The following is a 22,094-nucleotide window of genomic DNA, read 5'->3' on the forward strand; positions in this document are numbered from 1 at the left end:
TTGTTTTCTAATAATTATTTCTTGTCCTTAGGACGTTTCGCACCGTACTTGGAGCGACCTTGCTTACGGTCTTTTACTCCTGCAGTATCCAATGCACCACGGATGATGTGATAACGCACACCTGGAAGATCCTTCACACGACCACCTCTAATCAATACGATAGAGTGCTCTTGCAAATTGTGTCCTTCTCCTGGAATGTAAGCGTTCACTTCTTTTCCATTTGTCAATCTAACCCTGGCTACTTTTCTCATTGCCGAGTTAGGCTTCTTTGGTGTAGTCGTATACACCCTGGTACAAACACCCCTTCTTTGAGGACAAGCATCCAAAGCTCTTGACTTGGATTTTGACTCTAGAGTAGTTCTACCTTTTCTAACTAACTGTTGTATAGTAGGCATTAACTGAAAATTTATTTACTTCTTTAACATATGAAATTTGGACTGCAAAGGTAATCAAATAGGTAAAACAAACAAAATTAACAGGTTATATTTTAATTAAGCCTCTCCTAATGTCCCTCCAAAATTCATTGGGAACTCTGGAGTTTCAGTACCTGATTCAATTTTACCAAATGCATTCTCGTACTTATCTATATTATCTTTTAAGGCAGACAATAACCTTTTCGCATGATCAGGAGTCATGATGATCCTTGATTTCACCTTGGCTTTCGGCACACCTGGCATCAACCGAATGAAATCTATGACAAACTCAGAGTTGGAATGAGCAATCATTGCCAAATTAGAATAGATACCTTCTGCTACTTCCTCCGACAGCTCTACATTGATCTGCTGATTGCTTGGCCTTTTTTCGTCTTTATTATCTTCCATTATTACCTCAATTAAAAAAGGCCTGTATAAAAACAGGCCTTTTGTATAAAGCTTAATTCAAAATTACTTTACGGCTTCTTTTGTCTTGCGAGCACCTTTCTCCTTTTCAGTAGAGGATAGTCTTTCATAATCCTCTTTGGAACCTACAATGATATCTTTGAAATATCGCTGTCCAGTACCTGCTGGAATCAAGTGACCTACAATCACATTTTCTTTCAGACCGAGTAACTCATCACGCTTACCTCTGATGGCAGCTTCACTCAATACCTTAGTAGTTTCCTGGAAGGAAGCTGCTGAGATAAAGCTTTCAGTTCCCAAAGAGGAAGCTGTAATACCTTGAAGGGTTGGTTTAGATACCGCTGTTTCAGCATCTCTCACCTGTACCAATTTCAAGTCTTTACGCTTCAAGCTTGAATTCTCATCTCTAAGCCTTCTAGCTGTGATGATCATACCTGCTTTCAGGGTGGCAGAATCTCCTGGTTCCATGACAACTTTCTTATCAAGAATATTGTCATTTTCCTCACGGAAAGCCCACTTGTCAACTACTTGACCTTGAAGGAATCCAGTGTCGCCTGCATCAAGGATTTCAACTTTCTGCATCATTTGACTTACAATCACCTCAATGTGCTTATCGTTGATTTTCACACCTTGTAGTCGGTATACTTCCTGAATCTCATTCACCAAATATTCCTGAACTGCCGTTGGCCCTTTGATTGAAAGGATATCATTTGGTGTAATAGCTCCATCAGACAATGCCTCACCAGCTCTGATAAAGTCATTCTCCTGAACCAAGATGTGCTTAGAAAGAGAAACCATGTAACGCTTCTTCACACCATCCTTAGATTCAATAAAGATTTCACGGTTACCACGTTTGATACCTCCATAGGTTACCACACCATCAATTTCAGAAACTACTGCAGGATTTGATGGATTACGCGCTTCGAATAGTTCGGTTACCCTTGGAAGACCACCGGTAATATCTCTTGTTTTACCTACAGAACGAGGGATTTTAACAAGAATTTGACCAGCCCTTACTTTATCTCCTTCTTCCACTGCCAAGTGAGCTCCTACTGGAATGTTATATCCTTTGGTCTCCTCACCATAGTTTACCACTACAGCAGGGTTTTTGGTTTTATCTTTAGTATCGATAATTACTTTCTCTCTATAGCCAGTTTGATCATCGGCTACTTCCTTGTAAGTAATACCTTCAATAATCGAATCAAATGAAACCTCTCCATCAAATTCGGAAAGAATCACGGCATTATATGGATCCCAAGTACATAATGAATCTCCCTTACCAATCTTCTGACCATTCTTAACATTAAGTATCGCACCATAAGGAACGTGGTTAGACACCAAAGTCTTACCAGACTTAACGTCATTGATCTTGATCTCACCAGATCTACCCATAACGATAGATACAGGATCTCCATCTTTATTGGTGGAGTCAATCCATCTTAGCTCTTCCTCAAACTCAACAACACCTTCAAACTTGGCATTAATACTAGCTTCCACGGAAATGTTTGAAGCTGTACCACCAACGTGGAACGTTCTCAATGTAAGCTGTGTACCTGGTTCACCGATTGATTGTGCAGCGATAACCCCTACAGATTCTCCGTTTTGAACAATATTACCTGTCGTTAGGTTTCTACCATAACACTTGGTACAAACTCCTCTTCTTGATTCACAAGTCAATACAGACCTGATCTCAACTTCCTCAACTGCAGATTCATCCACAATCTTGGCTAACTCATCAGTAATCTCTTGTCCTGATTGGATAATCACTTCTTCAGTAATAGGATCAATCACATCATGAACAGAAACCCTACCAACAATACGCTCAGAAAGTGGTTCTACAATCTCATCATTATCTTTCAAGGCTTGAACTACAAGACCTCTCAAAGTACCACAGTCTTCTTCTGATACAATTACATCCTGAGCAACATCTACCAATCTTCTGGTCAAATAACCAGCATCGGCTGTTTTCAAGGCTGTATCGGCCAGACCTTTACGGGCACCGTGGGTAGAGATAAAGTACTCCAATACATCTAGCCCCTCTTTAAAGTTGGAAAGGATTGGGTTTTCAATGATTTCACCAACAGAACCTTGAAGGTTTTTCTGTGGCTTGGCCATCAATCCCCTCATACCACCTAGCTGACGAATCTGTTCTCTCGAACCCCTTGCACCTGAGTGCATCATCATATAGATCGCATTGAATCCTTGCTTATCATCCTCCATCTGCTTCATCAAAATGTTGGTCAGATTAGAGTTTGTTCTGGTCCAGATATCAATTACTTGGTTGTAACGCTCATTGTCTGTGATCAGACCCATCAAATAGTTGTTCCATACTTGATCTACCTCATCTTTTGCTTTGGTGATCAATGGCTCCTTATCTTCAGGAATAATCACATCATTAAGTCCCATTGATAGGCCACCTTGGTAGGCCATCTGGAATCCAAGATGCTTGATATCATCCAAGAATTGGGCACTTCGAGCAATACCACATATTTTAACAACTTCAGCAATGATCTGCTGCAGTTTTTTCTTAGTCAACAATTCGTTTACATACCCAACTTCCTCAGGCACGAACTGGTTAAAGATCAATCTACCTGCAACGGTGTCAATAATCTTCTCTACTAGAGAACCATCTGCTTCCCTTACAGTTACTTTACACTTGATCAAGGCATGCTGAGAAATAACTCCTTCGTTCAAGGCAATCACAACATCTTCCTCACCATAGAAAGTCATACCTTCACCTGCTACAGGTAATTCTGGAGTAGACTTTCTGCCTTTGGTCACATAGTATAGACCCAAAACCATATCCTGAGAAGGTACAGTAATAGGAGCACCATTGGCAGGGTTAAGGATGTTATGCGAAGAAAGCATCAAGGTAGACGCCTCCAAAATCGCTTCATGTCCAAGTGGTACGTGAACAGCCATCTGGTCACCATCGAAATCGGCGTTGAATGCTGTACATACCAATGGGTGAAGCTGGATAGCTTTTCCTTCTATCAATTTAGGTTGGAAAGCCTGAATACCCAGTCTGTGAAGTGTTGGAGCACGGTTTAGCAATACAGGGTGTCCTTTCAATACATTTTCAAGGATATCCCATACTACCGGGTCTTTTCTGTCAACAATCTTTTTGGCAGATTTTACAGTCTTAACAATACCTCTTTCGATCAGCTTTCTGATAATAAAAGGTTTGAAAAGTTCTGCTGCCATATTCTTAGGCAAACCACATTCGTGAAGTTTCAATTCAGGTCCTACCACGATTACTGAACGACCGGAGTAATCCACACGCTTACCAAGCAAGTTTTGACGGAAACGTCCTTGCTTTCCTTTAAGCATGTCAGATAAAGACTTCAGGGCCCTGTTACCATCAGACCTTACAGCATTTACCTTTCTTGAGTTATCAAACAAGGAATCTACTGCCTCCTGAAGCATCCTCTTCTCATTTCGAAGGATTACTTCAGGAGCTTTGATATCGATCAATCTTTTCAGACGGTTGTTTCTAATGATTACCCTTCTATAAAGATCGTTCAAATCAGACGTGGCAAAACGTCCACCATCCAAAGGAACCAATGGTCTCAATTCCGGTGGAATCACAGGAACCATTCTTACCACCATCCACTCAGGACGGTTTTCAATCCTGGTTCTTGCATCTCTAAATGCCTCCACTACTTTCAAACGCTTCAAAGCTTCTGCTTTTCTTTGTTGAGAAGTATCGGTAGCAGCTTGGTGACGAAGGCTATAAGAAAGATCATCAAGATCTAGTCTTGACAACAACATTTCTATGGCTTCTGCACCCATTTTTGCGATGAACTTATTCGGATCATCATCATCAAGCATTTGGTTTTCTTTTGGAAGTTTATCCATAATATCCAAATACTCGTCTTCTGTCAAGAAATCCAGGTACTGTAGACCATCTTCAGCCTTGATACCCGCGTTGATGACAGCATATCTTTCGTAGTATACAATTTGATCCAGCTTCTTGGTAGGAAGACCTAGCAAGTAACCAATTTTGTTAGGAAGAGATTTGAAGTACCAGATATGCGCTACAGGAACCACCAATTCGATGTGTCCCATTCTTTCTCTACGCACTTTCTTTTCTGTAACCTCTACCCCACATCTGTCACAAATGATACCTTTATATCTTATGCGCTTATACTTACCACAATGACATTCCCAGTCCTTTACAGGCCCGAAAATTCGCTCACAGAATAGACCGCCCATTTCAGGCTTGTACGTTCTGTAATTGATGGTTTCAGGTTGGGTCACCTCACCATGAGAGCTATCCAGGATGGATTCCGGAGAAGCCAAACTAATAGTGACTCTGGAAAAGTCGTTGTTTAGTTTTTTGTTTTTTCTGAACGCCATAATATGTTTTGTGAGTATGTGAAGGGCCTTGCGGCCCAATTTGATCTAATTTTAGTCTAAAGTAATTTCAAGAGCCAAACCTCTCAATTCATGAACCAATACGTTGAATGATTCTGGAATATTAGGCTTAGGAAGGTTCTCTCCTTTTACGATAGACTCATAAGCTTTAGCTCTACCGATCACGTCATCAGACTTGACAGTTAGAATCTCTTGAAGCACGTGTGACGCACCGAATGCTTCCAGTGCCCAAACTTCCATCTCCCCAAAACGCTGACCACCAAACTGGGCTTTACCACCCAATGGCTGTTGCGTAATCAATGAGTATGGTCCAATAGATCTGGCGTGCATCTTATCATCTACCAAGTGACCTAGCTTCAACATATAGGCTATACCTACTGTTACAGGCTGGTCAAACTTCTTACCTGAAAGGCCGTCATAAAGGTAAGTTCTTCCGAAGGAAGGCAAACCTGCCTTATCCAACTCAGCAGCTACTTCTTCTGTAGTAGCTCCATCAAAGATCGGAGTAGCATATTTCTTACCTAATTTTTGTCCTGCCCATGCAAGAACAGTTTCAAAGATCTGACCGATGTTCATACGTGAAGGTACCCCAAGTGGGTTAAGCACGATATCCATTGGTGTACCGTCTTCCAAGAAAGGCATGTCCTCATCACGAACAATCTTCGCCACAATACCTTTGTTACCGTGACGACCGGCCATCTTATCACCCACTTTCAGCTTACGCTTCTTAGCCACATAAACTTTAGCAAGTTGAACTATACCTGCTGGCAACTCATCACCAACTTCAAGAGTGAATTTATCTCTCTTGAACCTACCAGAAATTTCATTTCTAGTGTTGGTGTAGTTTTTCACCAATTGTTGGATCAAACTGTTTGTATGCTCATCATCAGTCCAATCATCCAAGATGATATCAGAAATAAGGTTCGCTTCTTCCGGAACATTGTAATTACTCTCATCTCTGTAAGGGTTCTTAGCAGGGAACAAGTTATTCTCAATATTCTGATGGTTGAATTTTACTCCTTTACTGATGATTTCATCACCAAATTTATGTTTCACACCTAGAGAAGTTTTTCCTTCTACGATGCTCAATAATTTGTTGATCATCTTAGCTCTAACACCAAGAAGTTCTTTGGTGTATTTCTGCTTCAATTTTTCAACTTCAGCCTTTGCTTTTGCTCTAAGGTCTTTATCCTTTTTAGGTCTTGCAAATAGTTTGGTTTCTATAACCACACCATTCAAAGATGGAGAAGCTTTCAATGAAGCATCTTTTACATCACCTGCTTTATCTCCAAAGATCGCTCTCAATAGCTTTTCTTCAGGAGTTGGGTCAGTCTCTCCTTTTGGAGTGATCTTACCTATGATGATGTCTCCTTCTTTTAGCTCAGCACCTATACGGATAATTCCGTTTTCGTCAAGGTTCTTAACAGCCTCTTCAGAAACGTTAGGAATCTCAGAAGTCAATTCTTCCTCGCCACGCTTGGTGTCCCTAACTTCAAGTTGGAATTCCTCAACGTGAATGGAAGTAAAGATATCCTCTCTTACTACCCTTTCAGAAATTACAATTGCATCCTCAAAGTTGTACCCTTGCCAAGGCATGTAAGCCACCTTAAGGTTCTTACCAAGGGCCAATTCACCTTCATTGGTGGAATAACCTTCTACTAATACCTGACCTTTAGTAACCCTTTGTCCTTTCAGGACAAGAGGAGTCAAGTTAATGGTAGTATCCTGGTTAGTTCTTCTGAACTTGATCAAGTCGTATGACTTGTACTCATCGCTGAAGTTAACCAACAGCTCATCATCGCTCAAATCGTACTTGATAACGATTTTCTTCGCATCCACAAAATCAACTACACCATCTGCTTCAGCAATGATCAATGATCTTGAGTCAACAGCTGCTTTTGCTTCTAGTCCAGTCCCCACAATTGGAGACTCAGCTTTCAACAAAGGAACAGCTTGGCGTTGCATGTTGGATCCCATCAAGGCACGGTTGGCATCATCATGCTCCAAGAAAGGGATCAATGATGCAGCAACAGATACAATTTGGTTAGGAGCAACGTCCATATAGCTAATTTCTTTTGGTTCCAACACAGGGAAGTCACCTTCGAACCTAGCTTTTACACGGTCATTAACAAAAGTTCCGTCTGCTTCCAGCGGAGCATTTGCCTGAGCGATATTATTGTTATCTTCTTCTTCTGCAGTTAGGAATACGATATCTTCAGATTCCATACCTGCTTTTCCTTCCTTCACTTTTCTATATGGCGTTTCAAGGAATCCCATAGAGTTTACCTTGGCATGCACACAAAGTGAAGAAATCAAACCAATGTTTGGTCCTTCCGGAGTTTCAATGGTACAAAGACGGCCATAGTGTGTATAGTGAACGTCACGCACCTCAAAACCGGCTCTTTCTCTGGATAAACCACCAGGTCCCAATGCAGAAAGCCTACGTTTGTGAGTAAGCTCAGCGAGTGGGTTGGTCTGGTCCATAAACTGAGAAAGCTGGTTGGTACCAAAGAACGAGTTGATGACAGATGAAAGCGTTCTAGCGTTGATCAAATCAACTGGCTTAAAGTCTTCATTGTCCCTTACGTTCATACGCTCGCGAATAGTTCTAGCCATTCTGGCAAGACCTACACCGAACTGGCTATATAACTGCTCCCCAACGGTTCTAACCCTTCTATTGCTCAAGTGGTCAATATCATCGACAACTGCTTTAGAGTTGATTAGTCCGATAAGGTATTTTACGATGTTAATAATATCTTCAGTAGTCAGAACGATTTTGTCTGAATCGATATCCAATCCAAGCTTTTTGTTAATTCTGTATCTACCTACTTCTCCTAAGTCATAACGCTTGTCAGAGAAGAACAAACCATGAATTACCTCTCTTGCAGTAGCTTCATCAGGTGCTTCAGTGTTTCTCAACTGTCGGTAAATTACCTCAACAGCTTCTTTTTCTGAGTTTGAATTATCTTTTTGGAGTGTATTATAGATGATAGAGTAGTCTGCAATATTAACATCATCTCTATGGAGAATGATACTTTTAGCACCAGAGTCCAAGATCAACTCAATATCTTCTTCAGAAAGGATAGAATCTCTTTCTAGAAGGACTTCGTTTCTATCAATTGAAACTACTTCACCAGTATCTTCATCCACAAAATCCTCTACCCAGGTTCTTAGTACACGGGCAGCTAATTTTCTTCCCACTACCTTCTGTAGTTTTGCCTTGCTGGATTCTACCTCTTCGGATAAACCGAAAAGATCCAAAATAGCTTTATCAGAACCATAACCTATGGCTCTCAGCAATGTGGTTACCGGAAACTTTTTCTTCCTATCAATGTAAGCATACATTACATTGTTGATATCGGTAGCAAATTCTATCCAAGATCCTTTGAAAGGAATAATTCTGGCAGAATAAAGCTTGGTACCATTGGTATGCTTACTTTGAGCAAAGAAAACACCTGGCGAACGGTGCAACTGGGATACAATCACCCTTTCAGCTCCATTGATCACAAAAGAGCCTTTTTCGGTCATGTAGGGAAGGTTCCCTAAGAATACCTCCTGCTCGATTGTCTCAAAATCCTCATTGTCCTCATCAGAACACAACAAGCGAAGTTTTGCTTTCAACGGAACAGAGTAAGTCAATCCCCTGTCAATACATTCACCGACACTATATTTAGGCGGGTCTACTGTATAGTCAATAAATTCAAGAGTGAAATTTTCTCTGGAATCGCTAATCGGAAAATTCTCAGAGAACACCTTGAAAAGCCCATCCTGTCTCCTCTTCTCAGCAGGAGTATCCAATTGGAAAAAATCTTTGAATGATTGCAACTGGATATCTAGGAAATCCGGATAGTCTTTGACTACCTTAATAGATGAGAAACTTTTCCTTTCGGTTTGATTCTGGATAGCCAAGGCAGTATATGTTTATAGTGATAATAAATAACTAAATGCGGCAATTTCCGCTTAGAATAGTGCAATTTCCTGACTGTGCACAAACAGGAAAAGACCTGACTTAAAAGTCAGGTCTAATCAATAACCATCACCTATTAGATGAGGTTATTCAAATTATTTAAGCTCTACTTCAGCACCAGCTTCCTCAAGTTGCTTCTTAAGTGCTTCAGCTTCGTCTTTTGCAATACCTTCTTTGATAGCCTTAGGAGCGCCGTCTACTACTTCTTTAGCTTCCTTAAGACCAAGGCCGGTCAATTCTTTAACCAATTTAACTACTGCCAACTTCTGTCCACCAGCAGCTTTCAAGATCACGTCGAAAGAAGATTTTTCTTCTTCACCAGCACCTTCACCAGCACCACCAGCTACCATTACTGGAGCAGCTGCGGCAGCAGGTTCGATACCATACTCGTCCTTCAATATTGCGGCTAATTCACTAACCTCTTTAACAGTCAAGTTAACTAACTGCTCAGCGAATGCTTTAAGATCTGCCATTGTATTATTATTTAAAATTAACTGATTTTTTTACTTAATTGATTTGAATGATATTATGATTCTCTTTCAGAAAGAGTTTTAACAAGTCCAGCCAAAGTATCCTGACCGCTCTTAAGCGCAGAGATAACATTCTTGGCAGGAGACTGAAGCAATCCAATAACTTCGCCCAATAGTTCTTCTTTGGACTTCAAAGATGACAACACTTCCAAATTGGCTTCGCCAATAAAAACGTCGCTATCAATTGAAGCTCCTTTGAAAACTGGTCTAGTTTCTTTTGATCCAGCCTTTTTCCTGTATTCTTTAAGGACCTTAGCAGGTAAGTTTGCAGTTTCGGTTGCAAACAAAACACCTGAAAATCCTTTAAGTGTACCTTCTAGTTCTGTATAATCTGTGTCAAGATTTTCTAGAGCTTTCTTGATAAAAGTGTTTTTGTAAACACGATATTCAATGCCCTTCTCAAAACACATTCTTCTGAAAGCGTTTACCTGAGCAACATTGAAACCTGATGCATCTGTGATATAGAAATGCGGAGTTTCTTTAAACTTCTCGGTAAGACTTTCGATTATTGATTTTTTTTCCTCTCTAGTCATAATTAAATACCTTGAATACTCCCCTTATCAATTGCAATACCAGGAGACATTGTGCTAGATAAATGTATACTCTTAAAGTAAGTACCTTTAGAAGAAGTAGGCTTCAACTTAGAGATAGTATTGATAAGTTCTTGTGCGTTTTCAAGAATCTTTTCAGGATCGAAAGAAACTTTTCCTACACTTGCGTGTATGATACCGAACTTATCTACTTTAAAGTCGATTTTACCCCCTTTTACTTCTTTTACTGCCTTTCCTACTTCTAGGGTAACAGTACCAGATTTTGGATTAGGCATCAAGCCTCTTGGGCCCAATACTCTACCTAATCTACCTACTTTAGCCATTACGTTAGGCATAGTGATGATGACATCAATGTCAGTCCATCCACCTTCGATCTTGGCAATATAGTCATCTAAGCCAACATAGTCAGCTCCAGCTTCCTTAGCTTCTTCTTCTTTGTCAGGAGTACAAAGTACAAGTACTTTTACGTCTTTTCCTGTTCCGTGAGGCAAAGCTACCACACCTCTTACCATCTGATCAGCTTTTCTAGGGTCAACACCCAATCGGATATCAACATCTACAGAAGCGTCAAATTTGGTATTGGTGATTTCTTTGACAATCGAAGAAGCCTCAGTAAGGGAGTACTGCTGGCTTGGGTCGTACTTAGAAAGAGCTTCTTTTTGCTTTTTTGTTAACTTAGCCATTGTTTTATATTTATTCCTCCCAAGGAGCTTTTCCTGAAACTGTGATTCCCATACTTCTAGCCGTACCTGCAACCATTTTCATTGCAGATTCCACCTTAAAGGCATTCAAGTCAGGCATTTTCACCTCAGCAATTTCTTTAACTTGATCCCAGGTTACAGAGCCCACCTTCTTCCTGTTTGGTTCTGGAGAACCACCTTTTAATTTCGCTGCCTCTAACAACATATTTGCTGCCGGAGGAGTTTTTACTACGAAATCAAAAGACTTGTCCGAATAAATCGTAACAAGGACAGGGACAACTTGACCCATTTTGTCCTGAGTTCTAGCATTAAATTGCTTACAGAACTCCATGATGTTCAACCCTTTTGAACCAAGGGCCGGACCAACTGGAGGAGATGGATTTGCCTGGCCACCTTTAACCTGTAATTTCAGATAACCAGTAATTTCCTTAGCCATTTCCTAGTCTTGTTTTTCTACTTGCATAAAGTTTAATTCGACAGGTGTATTTCGACCGAAGATCTTAACCATAACATTAAGCTTCTTCTTGTCTTCAAACACCTCTTCTATTGTCCCCGAGAAACCACTGAAAGGACCGTCCATTACCTTAACGCTCTCTCCAACTATATATGGCGTATCCAATTTCTCAGCAAATTCATCAATCCCTTCAACCCTACCTAAGATACGGTTGACTTCAGATTGGCGTAATGGTTCAGGAGTTTTGGAAGCCCCTCCTGCATTTGCCCCAAGAAATCCGATAACACCCGGGATACTCGTAATTACGTGATTGGCTTCACCATGGGACAAATCCGCATTAACCAAAACATAGCCAGGAAAGAAGTTTCTCTCTCTGACTCTCTTTTTGCCATTGCGCATTTCATATACTTTTTCAGAAGGTATCAAAACCTCAGGAATAAAATCCTCAAGCTTCTGACGGGCAATTTCATTGTCCAAATAAGATTTGGCCTTTTTCTCTTGCCCAGCCACCACTCTGAGTACATACCATTTATGTTCTGCCATCAGTAATTTTTGATTCTATTAGAATAAATCATAAAACCATTTCATGACGTTCTCGAAGCTCAGGTTAATCAAGCCAATAACTACAGCAAATATTAAAGAGGCAACAAGAACCAACACAGCGTTGCTTTGCAACGAAGAATATTTAGGCCATGTAACCTTATTCTTCATTTCGTCTATAGACTCTACAACAAAGTTTTTTACATTCATGGTTTACAATTTTAATTGCACGGGCAGAGAGATTCGAACTCCCATCAACGGTTTTGGAGACCGCTATTCTGCCATTGAACTATGCCCGTGTATTTTTTACCTTCCAAAAGGAATGCAAAAGTAGGTATTATTCTATAAAGAAACAAATGCGACTCTGAAAATTTCAGAATCGCATTTGAATTTATATCTTGATATTAATATTAGTCAAGAATTTCAGTTACCTGTCCAGCACCTACAGTTCTACCACCTTCACGGATAGCGAAACGTAGACCTTTTTCAAGTGCAATTGGGTTGATCAAAGTAACCTCCATTGTAACGTTATCACCTGGCATAACCATTTCAACGTTTTCAGGAAGCTTGATCTCTCCAGTTACGTCAGTTGTTCTTAAGTAGAACTGAGGACGGTACTTGTTGAAGAATGGAGTGTGACGTCCACCTTCTTCTTTTGAAAGAACGTAAACTTCAGCATTGAAGTGAGCGTGAGGAGTTACAGATCCAGGCTTACAGATAATCATACCTCTCTTGATCTGAGCTTTTTCAATACCTCTTAGCAATAGACCTACGTTATCACCAGCTTCACCTCTATCCAAAATCTTACGGAACATCTCAACACCAGTAACGGTAGACTTAAGACCTTCAGCACCCATACCGATGATATCTACAGGATCACCAGAGTTGATCACACCTCTTTCAATTCTACCAGTAGCTACAGTACCACGACCAGTGATCGAGAATACGTCTTCTACAGGCATCAAGAAGTCTTTGTCAACAAGACGCTCAGGAAGCGGGATGTAGCTATCAACTGCATCCATCAATTCCATTACTTTCTCTTCCCACTGAGGCTCACCGTTAAGTGCACCAAGAGCAGAACCAGAAATAACTGGGATGTTGTCTCCGTCGAAGTCATAGAAAGAAAGCAATTCTCTTACTTCCATGTCTACAAGCTCAAGAAGCTCAGCATCATCTACTAAGTCAACTTTGTTCAAAAATACCACTAGAGCTGGTACACCTACCTGACGAGCAAGAAGGATGTGCTCTCTAGTTTGAGGCATTGGTCCGTCAGTGGCAGCAACTACTAGAATAGCACCGTCCATCTGCGCAGCACCAGTCACCATGTTTTTCACGTAATCGGCGTGACCAGGACAATCTACGTGCGCGTAGTGTCTTGACTCAGTTTGATACTCTACGTGAGAAGTGTTAATGGTGATACCTCTTTCTTTCTCTTCTGGAGCGTTATCGATAGATGAGAAATCTCTTAATTCAGAAAGACCCTTTCTGGCCAATACAGTAGTAATGGCAGCTGTCAAGGTAGTCTTACCATGATCGACGTGACCAATAGTACCGATATTTACGTGCGGTTTGGAACGGTCAAAGGTTGCTTTTGCCATGCGTGAAAATCCTCTGTTTAGTTAATGATATGAATTAGTTAAATTTTTCTAATGTCACTGAGCCAACGACGGGATTTGAACCCGTGACCTCTTCCTTACCAAGGAAGCACTCTACCCCTGAGCTACGTCGGCTGATAACATTTATTATCTATGCCATAAATAGCATAGAGCGGGAGACGAGGCTCGAACCCGCGACCTGCAGCTTGGAAGGCTGCCGCTCTACCAACTGAGCTACTCCCGCTTATTACTCTAATGCTTTTATCTACGCTATCAAACACTTTAAAAGTGCTCTTTGTAATCCTTTCAGCAGAACTGATTGGATCGAATATACATACCAAAATCTTTCTAAAGAATATCAACTCTTGACAATAATTTCAATCGTCGTGTTCCTTTTTGAAGAACTTTTGCTGTATAGTTCCCACAAATTTAGTAAAAACTGTGGAAATATAAAGTGTGGGGGAAACAGGATTCGAACCTGTGAAGACATAAGTCAACGGATTTACAGTCCGTCCCAGTTGGCCGCTTTGGTATTCCCCCTTTTCAATATTTCAAATCCTTAAGACCTTTTCTGAACTCTTTTGTTCTTTTTTGTTTGTCTTAACGGATGGCAAAATTATACCCTTTTCTGAAACATTCAAAATATTGAACAAAAATTACACAAGTTTTTTACACCTTTTTTACTAAGTTTTTCTTTATCAGTAGATTAATTTTCATCTCGGTATGGAGCTAAAAAGTAATCTTCAGCACTTTTAACCTCAGGGTCCCTCTCTTCGGCATAAATCCGCATCACGATTTCCTTGACCCCTTCGTCATCAATGAAACCAAACAAGGTCTGAAATGCAGCCAATCTCATATAGGCATCTTTGTGATTGCTCGCTATTTTTCTAAGATTATCAATGGCCTTTCCACTGCCCTCTTCAGGTAGCTTGGTAAAATAATCCCCATAATAACCGATAAGGTAGTATAGGTCCTGACCAGATGTTTTTTCAAATTGCTGATGCAACCATCTCCCCTTACCTGGAATCATCTCACTTGTATAAAAATCAACCAATGGGACAATTGTTCTGATACTCCCCTCTTCCTCGAATAAATAAGCCACTTCTTTCTTATCCAAGCGGGCATCCTCAAGCTCCAGAAAAGCCGATAGCGCAGCACCAGCAACATAATAGGAAGAATCTTCCATCCAAAGCAGGTAATTCGTTTCCATATTTGGTGCTTTATTCTCTGAAAGTATCTCAATTGCCGAGGCTCTGACACTGTTACTAGAATCATTTGCTGCTAAATCCACTAACTCATTCAACAATTCTTCCGAAGTGAAATAGTCGCTAAAACTCCTCATTGTCACTTCCCTTATCGGCCAAAAAGCATCATCTAGGCCTCTTTGGATAAGAAAGTCAATCTCTACTTCAGACATCTCCCTCAACGCCAAGCTGTCAAGTGCTTCATACCGTGAAACACCTGATTTGGAAAGCTCAAACTGCCTTAACCATTCATTCTTTGTCCTATTTGTTTTCAGTTCAGCCAATGTCTTTTTGAATTCATCAAACAAGACCAAATCAACAGGGCTTCCATTCTCTAAAGCAAATTGTTGTGAAACCTGATTAAGCTCGAATCTTTTACTGAACCTTTTATCACCACTATACCAGCTTACTTCAAATGGAATCCTGTACAAAGGCGTTGAAGTCAGGTCCTGAATTTGTTTTACACTCAATAGGATATTTTCTGGCAGGCTGAAATCCCACTCCACTTCCAACTTAGGGTGGCCTGCAGCAAGAAACCATTGATCAAAAAACCAGTTTAGATCTCTTCCACTAACTTCTTCCAGTGCTAATCTAAGGTCATGTACTTCTACTGACTTAAACGCATATTTTTTCAAGTATAAATTCAACCCCTGAAAAAATGCCTTATCGCCCAGGTAATCCCTCAGCATATGTAAGATTCTTCCTCCTTTTGCATAAGAATGACTGTCAAACATATCCTCGTTATTCTCATACTCAAAACGAATCAGATCTACCTGTTTTTCCTCAGCTTCATAAAAGTAAGTTTCCATCTCTCCAATATGATGAAGATCTGCAGCATCTCTTCCTTCAAAATATTCATACCAAAGGTATTCTCCATAATTGGCAAAGGACTCATTGAGAGGTAAGTTTGACCACGACTCCGTTGTCACATAGTCACCAAACCAATGATGGAAAAGCTCATGGGCAATAATCCCATCATATTCACTATCAATGGCTTCTCGTGCATTCATATTAAGCTCTTCCATAAAGATGGATACAGTCGTATTTTCCATAGCTCCTGACACAAAATCTCTTACCACGACCTGATCATACTTTTTCCAAGGATAAGAAACGCCTAATAATTCCGAGTAAAACGCAATCATTTCCGGAGTTCTTTTGAAAACCTTCTTTGCACCTTCAGCATATCGGCTTTCAACATAATACCCTAGCGACAAGTCTCCAGCTTGATCTTCTATTTTCACAAAATCACCAACAGCAAAGGCCACCAAATAAGGCGCGATAGCTTGACTCATCTCCCAATGATCTGTCCGAGTTCCATCTTGATTGTCCAATTGGTCTATTAACTCCCCATTACTAACAGTGGTAAAAGCTTCAGGCACTGTTAACTTGAGATCATGTGTAGCCCGTTCATTGGGCACATCAATGGTCGGAAACCATTTGGAATTATGATTGGTCTCACCTTGCGTCCAAATCTGGGTTGGCTTCATCTCAGAGCTATCTGGATTTATAAAATACAGCCCTTGGTTATCTGTAATGGCCTCACTACCTTCACCACTATTCTTGCTAGGGTGAGTAGTGTATTTTATCCCTATTTGAACCGTATCTTCCATACTGTATTCCTTAGGCAAGTAGATTAGCAACTTTTCACTATCATACCTGATTCCCAATGGCTTTTTATCCCCTTCCTCCAACAATATCACTTCTTGGATATCAAAATCCTTTGCATCCAAAACCAATTGATTTTGATTATAGAAATAGGGCTTAAGTAATAACTCTACTTCTCCAAAAACCAATTTTCTCTTAAAGTCAAAGCTGATATCCAAGCTCGAATGAAGCAGATCAAATTTTCTTTCAGGACTTGGACGATAAGCGACTATCTCCTGTTGCTTTTTTTCGGCAATAGAAACCTCTCTGATTATAGGCTTTTCAATTTTCACAGAATCCTGAAAAAAACCTGGGGACTGAATGGTGCTTTTCTGTGATTGACATGCGAAAAACATCAAAGCCCCTATCATCAGGGCAAAAGAGAATTTAATATTCATAAAGGCCTATTAAAGATTAATTGTATATTTATTGCTAAAATAAATTAAATGTACTCAGTTACCATAAACGAAGATAACTTTAGTGTTGAGTCGGATGGAGAGCGCTTTTTGATCAATGGAAATCCTATTGAATGGGATTTGAGCCAGATAGATGATCGACATTTCCATATTATCCGAAACAATAAATCTTACAATATTGAGCTTGTACACTTGGACAAAGGGAAAAAACTCTTAACCCTGAAGCTTAACCATAAAGAAGCTCAAGTCTTGGTAAAAGATAAATTTGACCTACTACTCGAAAAACTTGGCATGAACGGCCAAGCAAACTCCCAAATAACTGCTATCCATGCCCCCATGCCCGGATTGATTCTTGAAATCAAAACCCAGGAAGGGGAAGTTGTAAAGAAAGATCAGCCATTATTGATCTTGGAAGCTATGAAAATGGAGAATATCATCAAGTCTCCAGGAGAAGGAGAAATAAAGAAAATCTTGGTAACTAATGGGGATAGTGTTGAAAAAAATCAAGTTTTGATACAATTTTAGAAACTTAGATTTAATTTTCTTGTCTCAAGAATCTATATTTGTCGAGTTTATCTATTCTATAAAAACATCAAATAAACACGCTGCTTAATCTATCGCAATTATGAAATACAAAAGAATTCTGCTCAAACTCAGTGGTGAAGCTTTAATGGGCGCAAATGGCTACGGAATTGATTCCAACAAATTGAAGCAATACACCCAGGAGATCAAAAAAGTAAAAGACCTGGGGGTTGAAATCGCCATTGTTATTGGAGGCGGAAATATTTTCAGAGGTGTTCAAGGCGAGAAAGTAGGAATAGACCGTGTGCAGGGTGATTACATGGGAATGCTGGCCACTTTAATCAATGCGATGGCCTTGCAGAGCTCTTTGGAGCAAAACGGAATGTACACTAGATTGATGTCCGGTATAAAAATCGAAAGTGTTTGTGAACCATTTATCAGAAGAAGAGCCATCCGACACTTAGAGAAAGGTCGTATTGTGATTTTCGGCGCTGGTATTGGTAACCCTTATTTCACCACTGACTCTACTGCCAGCTTGAGAGCCATTGAAATAGAATCAGAAGTTGTACTCAAAGGAACCCGCGTAGATGGTGTTTACACAGCTGATCCTGAAAAAGATGCCACTGCTGAAAGATATACGAACATTTCCTTTCAGGAAGTGTACGAGAAAAACCTTAATGTCATGGATATGACAGCATTTACGCTTTGTCAGGAAAACAACCTTCCTATCATTGTCTTTGACATGAACAAGGCAGGAAATTTGTACGACTTGATTAAAGGCGAAGAAGTTGGTACTTTAATTACATCTAAATAAGCGATATTAAAATGGAAGAGATACAGTTAGAACTCGATGAAGCCAAAGAACTTATGCAGAAGTCTGTGGACCACACAGCAGCAGAGTTACTAAAAATCAGAGCGGGTAAAGCCATGCCTAACTTATTGGATGGCATAATGGTCAGCTATTATGGTGCTCCGACACCAATCCAACAAGTAGCTTCCATCACTACTCCAGATGCTAGAACCCTTAGCATCAAACCCTGGGAAAAAAACCTGATCGGTGAAATCGAAAAAGCTATCATCAACTCTGACTTGGGACTTGCTCCTCAAAACAATGGTGAAATCATAATTTTGACCATCCCTCCTCTTACTGAAGAAAGAAGAAAATCATTGGTAAAACAAGTCAAAAATGACTGTGAAAACGGTAAGATAAGTATTAGAAACGTCAGAAAAGAAATTAATGACGCACTGAAAAAACTTCAGAAAGATGGTGCTCCAGAAGATGAGATCAAAAGAGCTGAAGATGCTGTTCAAAAACTTACTGATCAGTTTTCCAGCAAAATTGATGCACTCTTCGAGAAAAAAGAAGCAGAAATCATGAAAGTCTAATGCTTTCCAAACAAAACCATAAAATAGGCCTGGAAATTTTCAGGCCTATTTGCTTTTTAGCCTAAATCAGTCATCCATACTTATATTGATAAAGGTGGCTATGCCGAGACGCACACCGCCTCTCAAGTAATCCCCACCTTCAAAGCCTGCCCCCATTTCGACCCTGAATACCCTGAACAGGTTATCCAAGGAATAGCCTACTTCCCAATAGTGCGGCGAATATTCGGTTTTTAAATAATTAAAAAACACATTTTCCCTAATCCCTGAAAATCTCAACATGGGCAATTGAGTGAACAAAAATTTGCGAAACTGATAATGCACTATCCCACTGATATAGTTTCCCCTAGTACTGTATTGATAGTAATCCAAAAAGCGATAATTATTGACCGTCCCCATGTTGGAAAATATGGTCCGGTTCCCACCAAAGTGTTTAAAGTCCATAAAGTACACTTGACCATCATTAAGGAAAGCACCAGCCTTTATATTAAAGTCCAGTTTCCCACTGACCCCAAATTGAAAATCATGTTTGATTCCCAATTCTAGCTGGTCAAAATCAGCGGCATTTTCCATAAGTCCCGCGTTGGGAATACCTTTCCTATATAAAAAGCTGATCAAAGGAGCCCCTCCATATAAAGGATACTTCTTTCCATTTCTCACGTAATATTTTAACCCTGGACGCCAGTTTACTCTCACGTCTGCTATCAATGCTTCATTTGACTCAAAAGAGGATGCCAGAGCTTCTTCATTGTTGGGGATATTTGAAGTGTATCTTCTTTCCGGCTTATTATAAAAACTGTAGTTGGATTGATTCTGCAACACCCCTCTATCCTCGTAAGAGAGAGACAAGCTGTAGGTAAATGCATCATGAGGAATATGAGAAAGGTAAACCTTTACGAACTTTTGATCAAAAAGCTTCATATAGTTTTGCCTAAAAAATAATGAATAAAGCGCATTGACCTGTTCACTAATGGGATTTGAAGCATTGTATTGGTAGATATAATTCCCCCCGGAAATCCCATAAGTAAGCTTGGTTCTATCCCTACTCCAGGATTTGCTAAAATCAACCATTCCATAAAGTTTATTACTGGAAAAGCCATACCGGATTTCAGGTTTTATCCTCCATGAATTTTCTTGCCCACTAATACTGTCTTTGCTTACTTTCCTATAAAAACCGGAAAACCCAAGCTTGAATCCTTCAACTGTATTGAAAGATATTTTTGTCCAGTTCGTCGAAAACCCAGCAGATCTGCCATTTCCAAAATGATAACGTCCTCCACCAATAATGTCCAAAGGATTAAATTTCCTTTTCGCTTTGTTCGCTATCGAGTCCACGTCACTTTTCTTCGCCGCTTCCACTACAGCAAGACTATCATCTCTTTCATATCCCAAGATTTCCTTTTCAGTAAGTTTAACTGGCCTGATACTATCCCAATAACTTTGATTTCGCTCCTTAGCCAGAGAATCAACACTATAGTTTCTAATCGCTACAACTTCCGCATCTTTTCTTTCCTTCAAGCTCTCCTTCTCATATTCATTGATCATTTTCCTAAAATCCTTTCTGGACATCTGTTCAGCATCTGCAATTTGCTTCACTGCTGATTCCTTATGGTCAAAATCAGTTATTTGCTCCGGAATATCATCAACCTTTTCATCAAGAATCTCTGTTTCCACAACCAAATCTGGATTTAGTTTGATCTGATAATCACGGGTAGAAGCCAAATATTTATAATTCCCCTCAAAACCAAAAAACTTCCCTCCAAAGGTATAAATATGGGTAAGTGGCATCCAGACATTTTCTTCAACTGGAGCATATTGTTGCGTCACCCCCACATCAAATCCCATGATAGAAGTCTTTAGCTTTAGGCTATGAATGGCCCACAAATCTTCAATAATATATATATGCCCTTCAAAAACCTGTTCTCCCCTTGACCGGGGCGTGACCCTAATTTTATTGATCAATACTCCATTTTCAAAAAAAGTCCCCTCATGCTTGAACCTGTAGTAAGCAAAAGCAGATCTGGAAAGCGGGGAAATTACCTCATTTACCTTGTCCGCATAAAAACTGGCTCCTATATAAGGTGCAGGGGAAGTTTGGTTGTTCTCACCATTTGTTCTGATACTGATGACACACTCATTGATTTCATTGGGTTGTTTGAATGTAATTTCTGAGACTGATTCAGATGTATATGCCTCATTCAACGCTATTCCTTCTTCCTTCAACTTTTTCTTCAAGAAGAAAGGGGCATCTGTCAATTCACCTGTCCCCTTTATATAAACCTTCATGCTGTACTCCTCTACCTGAAGTCGATGAAATTTAGATTTAGAAATCGCTTTACGCATTACAGTGAGAGCAGGATCTTCTGCTCCTCCCTTGATCTCTACTTCTTCTAATGCATACGTTTGGGGTTCAAGCTCTATTTTCAACTCCACCCAAGCTGAATTGATCTGAACCGTTTTCTGAACCGACTTATAACCCAGATGTTGTACTATTATATCATAATACCCCGATACAAGAGGGTATTCAAAATCACCATCTTGATTGGTTGGTACCCCATCATTGATGTTTCGAATAAATACTGAAGCATATGCAAGAGGATCACCATCTCTGGATAGAACTTTGCCCCTTATACCTTGAGCATAGATCAATCCCACTGACATAAAAAGGTGGAAGAAAACTAAAACAATTACTCTAAGTAAATTTTTAGACATGGCTTGATTATTAAACAATTGCATCTGTAAAATAGCCATTTCTCTTCAATTCACTCCATCCTTTGACAAGCTTTAACATTCAGCTGGTTAGATGGTAAGAACAAAATACAGCGCAAAAAAGACATAAAAAAAGCTTCCTAAGAAGCTACAGAAACAAAGAACGGACAGCCATTAGCTGCCAATTCTTTCCATTTATTTAAACCTTACGCGTTAAATATAAGCCCCTCTTTTCCCAAATCAAAATAATGCTGTCAGTATTTCCCATTCTAACAAACACCTTATTGAACTTATTAATGAAATCAGGAATTATGTTAAACGTATTTTTAACACAAAAAAAATTTTATTTTGAAAATTGACACTAGAACACATTAAAACAAAAATAAAATTGAAATAACATCGATAACAAGATGAAAAAATAACAAATAACAACAAATACAAAATTTTATACTTTTAAAACTAAATTTACCGTCTATTTGCGAAAGGATTTTAACAAAATTTAACCTTCAACCGATTCCGATTTCTCTTTTTTCAAAATACTAGATTGATATTATGATTAATTTAATCAATAAGCTTAATTAATTTAAAATATAATAACTCAATAGAGTAGTTATATAAAATA

Annotated in this window: 16 protein-coding genes and 4 tRNA genes; 3 read left to right on the top strand and 17 right to left on the bottom strand. The window is 39.6% G+C overall.

Annotation, left to right across the window (positions count from 1 at the left end; genetic code table 11):
- Window positions 1-14: 14 nt before the first annotated feature.
- The 16 genes from rpsL to JL001_RS01310 form a co-directional block, all read right to left on the bottom strand.
- Window positions 15-395 carry a 30S ribosomal protein S12 gene (gene rpsL, locus JL001_RS01235; protein WP_186754486.1) on the bottom strand — a complete coding sequence of 127 codons (381 nt, stop codon included), beginning with the start codon at window positions 393-395 and terminating at the stop codon, window positions 15-17.
- Between the two features lie 96 nt (window positions 396-491).
- The gene (locus JL001_RS01240) at window positions 492-821 is read right to left on the bottom strand and encodes a DUF3467 domain-containing protein (protein WP_200974324.1); all 330 of its coding nucleotides are present in this window, start codon (window positions 819-821) and stop codon (window positions 492-494) included.
- A 63-nt stretch (window positions 822-884) separates the two neighbouring features.
- Window positions 885-5,198, bottom strand: coding sequence for a DNA-directed RNA polymerase subunit beta' (rpoC, locus tag JL001_RS01245; RefSeq protein ID WP_200974325.1), 4,314 nt, complete (start codon window positions 5,196-5,198; stop codon window positions 885-887).
- A gap of 51 nt (window positions 5,199-5,249) precedes the next feature.
- The gene (gene rpoB, locus JL001_RS01250; RefSeq protein ID WP_200974326.1) at window positions 5,250-9,125 is read right to left on the bottom strand and encodes a DNA-directed RNA polymerase subunit beta; all 3,876 of its coding nucleotides are present in this window, start codon (window positions 9,123-9,125) and stop codon (window positions 5,250-5,252) included.
- 153 nt (window positions 9,126-9,278) lie between these two features.
- Window positions 9,279-9,656: a 50S ribosomal protein L7/L12 gene (gene rplL, locus JL001_RS01255; RefSeq protein WP_192011132.1), complete on the bottom strand. Its 378-nt coding sequence runs from the start codon at window positions 9,654-9,656 to the stop codon at window positions 9,279-9,281.
- Window positions 9,657-9,709: 53 nt separating this feature from the next.
- On the bottom strand, window positions 9,710-10,246 hold the full coding sequence (gene rplJ / locus JL001_RS01260) for a 50S ribosomal protein L10 (RefSeq protein ID WP_200974327.1): 537 nt from the start codon (window positions 10,244-10,246) through the stop codon (window positions 9,710-9,712).
- 2 nt (window positions 10,247-10,248) lie between these two features.
- A complete protein-coding gene (gene rplA / locus JL001_RS01265) occupies window positions 10,249-10,947 on the bottom strand; it encodes a 50S ribosomal protein L1 (protein WP_200974328.1) in 699 nt (232 codons plus the stop codon).
- Between the two features lie 10 nt (window positions 10,948-10,957).
- Window positions 10,958-11,401, bottom strand: a complete 444-nt coding sequence (gene rplK / locus JL001_RS01270; RefSeq protein ID WP_192011129.1) for a 50S ribosomal protein L11 — start codon at window positions 11,399-11,401, stop codon at window positions 10,958-10,960.
- A gap of 3 nt (window positions 11,402-11,404) precedes the next feature.
- Entirely contained in the window at window positions 11,405-11,962 is a 558-nt protein-coding gene (nusG, locus tag JL001_RS01275; protein ID WP_186754470.1) for a transcription termination/antitermination protein NusG, read from the bottom strand.
- Between the two features lie 18 nt (window positions 11,963-11,980).
- Window positions 11,981-12,169, bottom strand: a complete 189-nt coding sequence (gene secE, locus JL001_RS01280) for a preprotein translocase subunit SecE (protein WP_192011128.1) — start codon at window positions 12,167-12,169, stop codon at window positions 11,981-11,983.
- Window positions 12,170-12,187: 18 nt separating this feature from the next.
- A tRNA-Trp gene (locus JL001_RS01285) sits at window positions 12,188-12,258 on the bottom strand.
- Window positions 12,259-12,369: 111 nt separating this feature from the next.
- Window positions 12,370-13,557, bottom strand: a complete 1,188-nt coding sequence (gene tuf, locus JL001_RS01290; protein WP_200974329.1) for an elongation factor Tu — start codon at window positions 13,555-13,557, stop codon at window positions 12,370-12,372.
- 60 nt (window positions 13,558-13,617) lie between these two features.
- A tRNA-Thr gene (locus JL001_RS01295) sits at window positions 13,618-13,689 on the bottom strand.
- A gap of 36 nt (window positions 13,690-13,725) precedes the next feature.
- A tRNA-Gly gene (locus tag JL001_RS01300) sits at window positions 13,726-13,798 on the bottom strand.
- 213 nt (window positions 13,799-14,011) lie between these two features.
- Window positions 14,012-14,094 (bottom strand) — tRNA-Tyr (locus JL001_RS01305).
- Window positions 14,095-14,260: 166 nt separating this feature from the next.
- Entirely contained in the window at window positions 14,261-16,840 is a 2,580-nt protein-coding gene (locus JL001_RS01310; RefSeq protein WP_200974330.1) for a M1 family metallopeptidase, read from the bottom strand.
- A 48-nt stretch (window positions 16,841-16,888) separates the two neighbouring features.
- On the opposite strand from JL001_RS01310, the gene JL001_RS01315 reads away from it, so the two are divergent.
- The 3 genes from JL001_RS01315 (at window position 16,889) to frr (ending at window position 18,766) form a co-directional block, all read left to right on the top strand.
- Window positions 16,889-17,383: an acetyl-CoA carboxylase biotin carboxyl carrier protein subunit gene (locus tag JL001_RS01315; RefSeq protein WP_200974331.1), complete on the top strand. Its 495-nt coding sequence runs from the start codon at window positions 16,889-16,891 to the stop codon at window positions 17,381-17,383.
- A gap of 100 nt (window positions 17,384-17,483) precedes the next feature.
- Window positions 17,484-18,194, top strand: coding sequence for a UMP kinase (gene pyrH, locus JL001_RS01320; protein ID WP_192011124.1), 711 nt, complete (start codon window positions 17,484-17,486; stop codon window positions 18,192-18,194).
- A gap of 11 nt (window positions 18,195-18,205) precedes the next feature.
- Window positions 18,206-18,766, top strand: a complete 561-nt coding sequence (frr, locus tag JL001_RS01325; RefSeq protein WP_200974332.1) for a ribosome recycling factor — start codon at window positions 18,206-18,208, stop codon at window positions 18,764-18,766.
- A gap of 66 nt (window positions 18,767-18,832) precedes the next feature.
- On the opposite strand, the gene JL001_RS01330 is transcribed toward frr, so the two are convergent.
- Window positions 18,833-21,475 carry a DUF5686 and carboxypeptidase regulatory-like domain-containing protein gene (locus JL001_RS01330; RefSeq protein WP_200974333.1) on the bottom strand — a complete coding sequence of 881 codons (2,643 nt, stop codon included), beginning with the start codon at window positions 21,473-21,475 and terminating at the stop codon, window positions 18,833-18,835.
- Window positions 21,476-22,094 lie beyond the last annotated feature (619 nt).

This window comes from Echinicola sp. 20G (assembly GCF_015533855.1).
Lineage (GTDB): Bacteria > Bacteroidota > Bacteroidia > Cytophagales > Cyclobacteriaceae > Echinicola.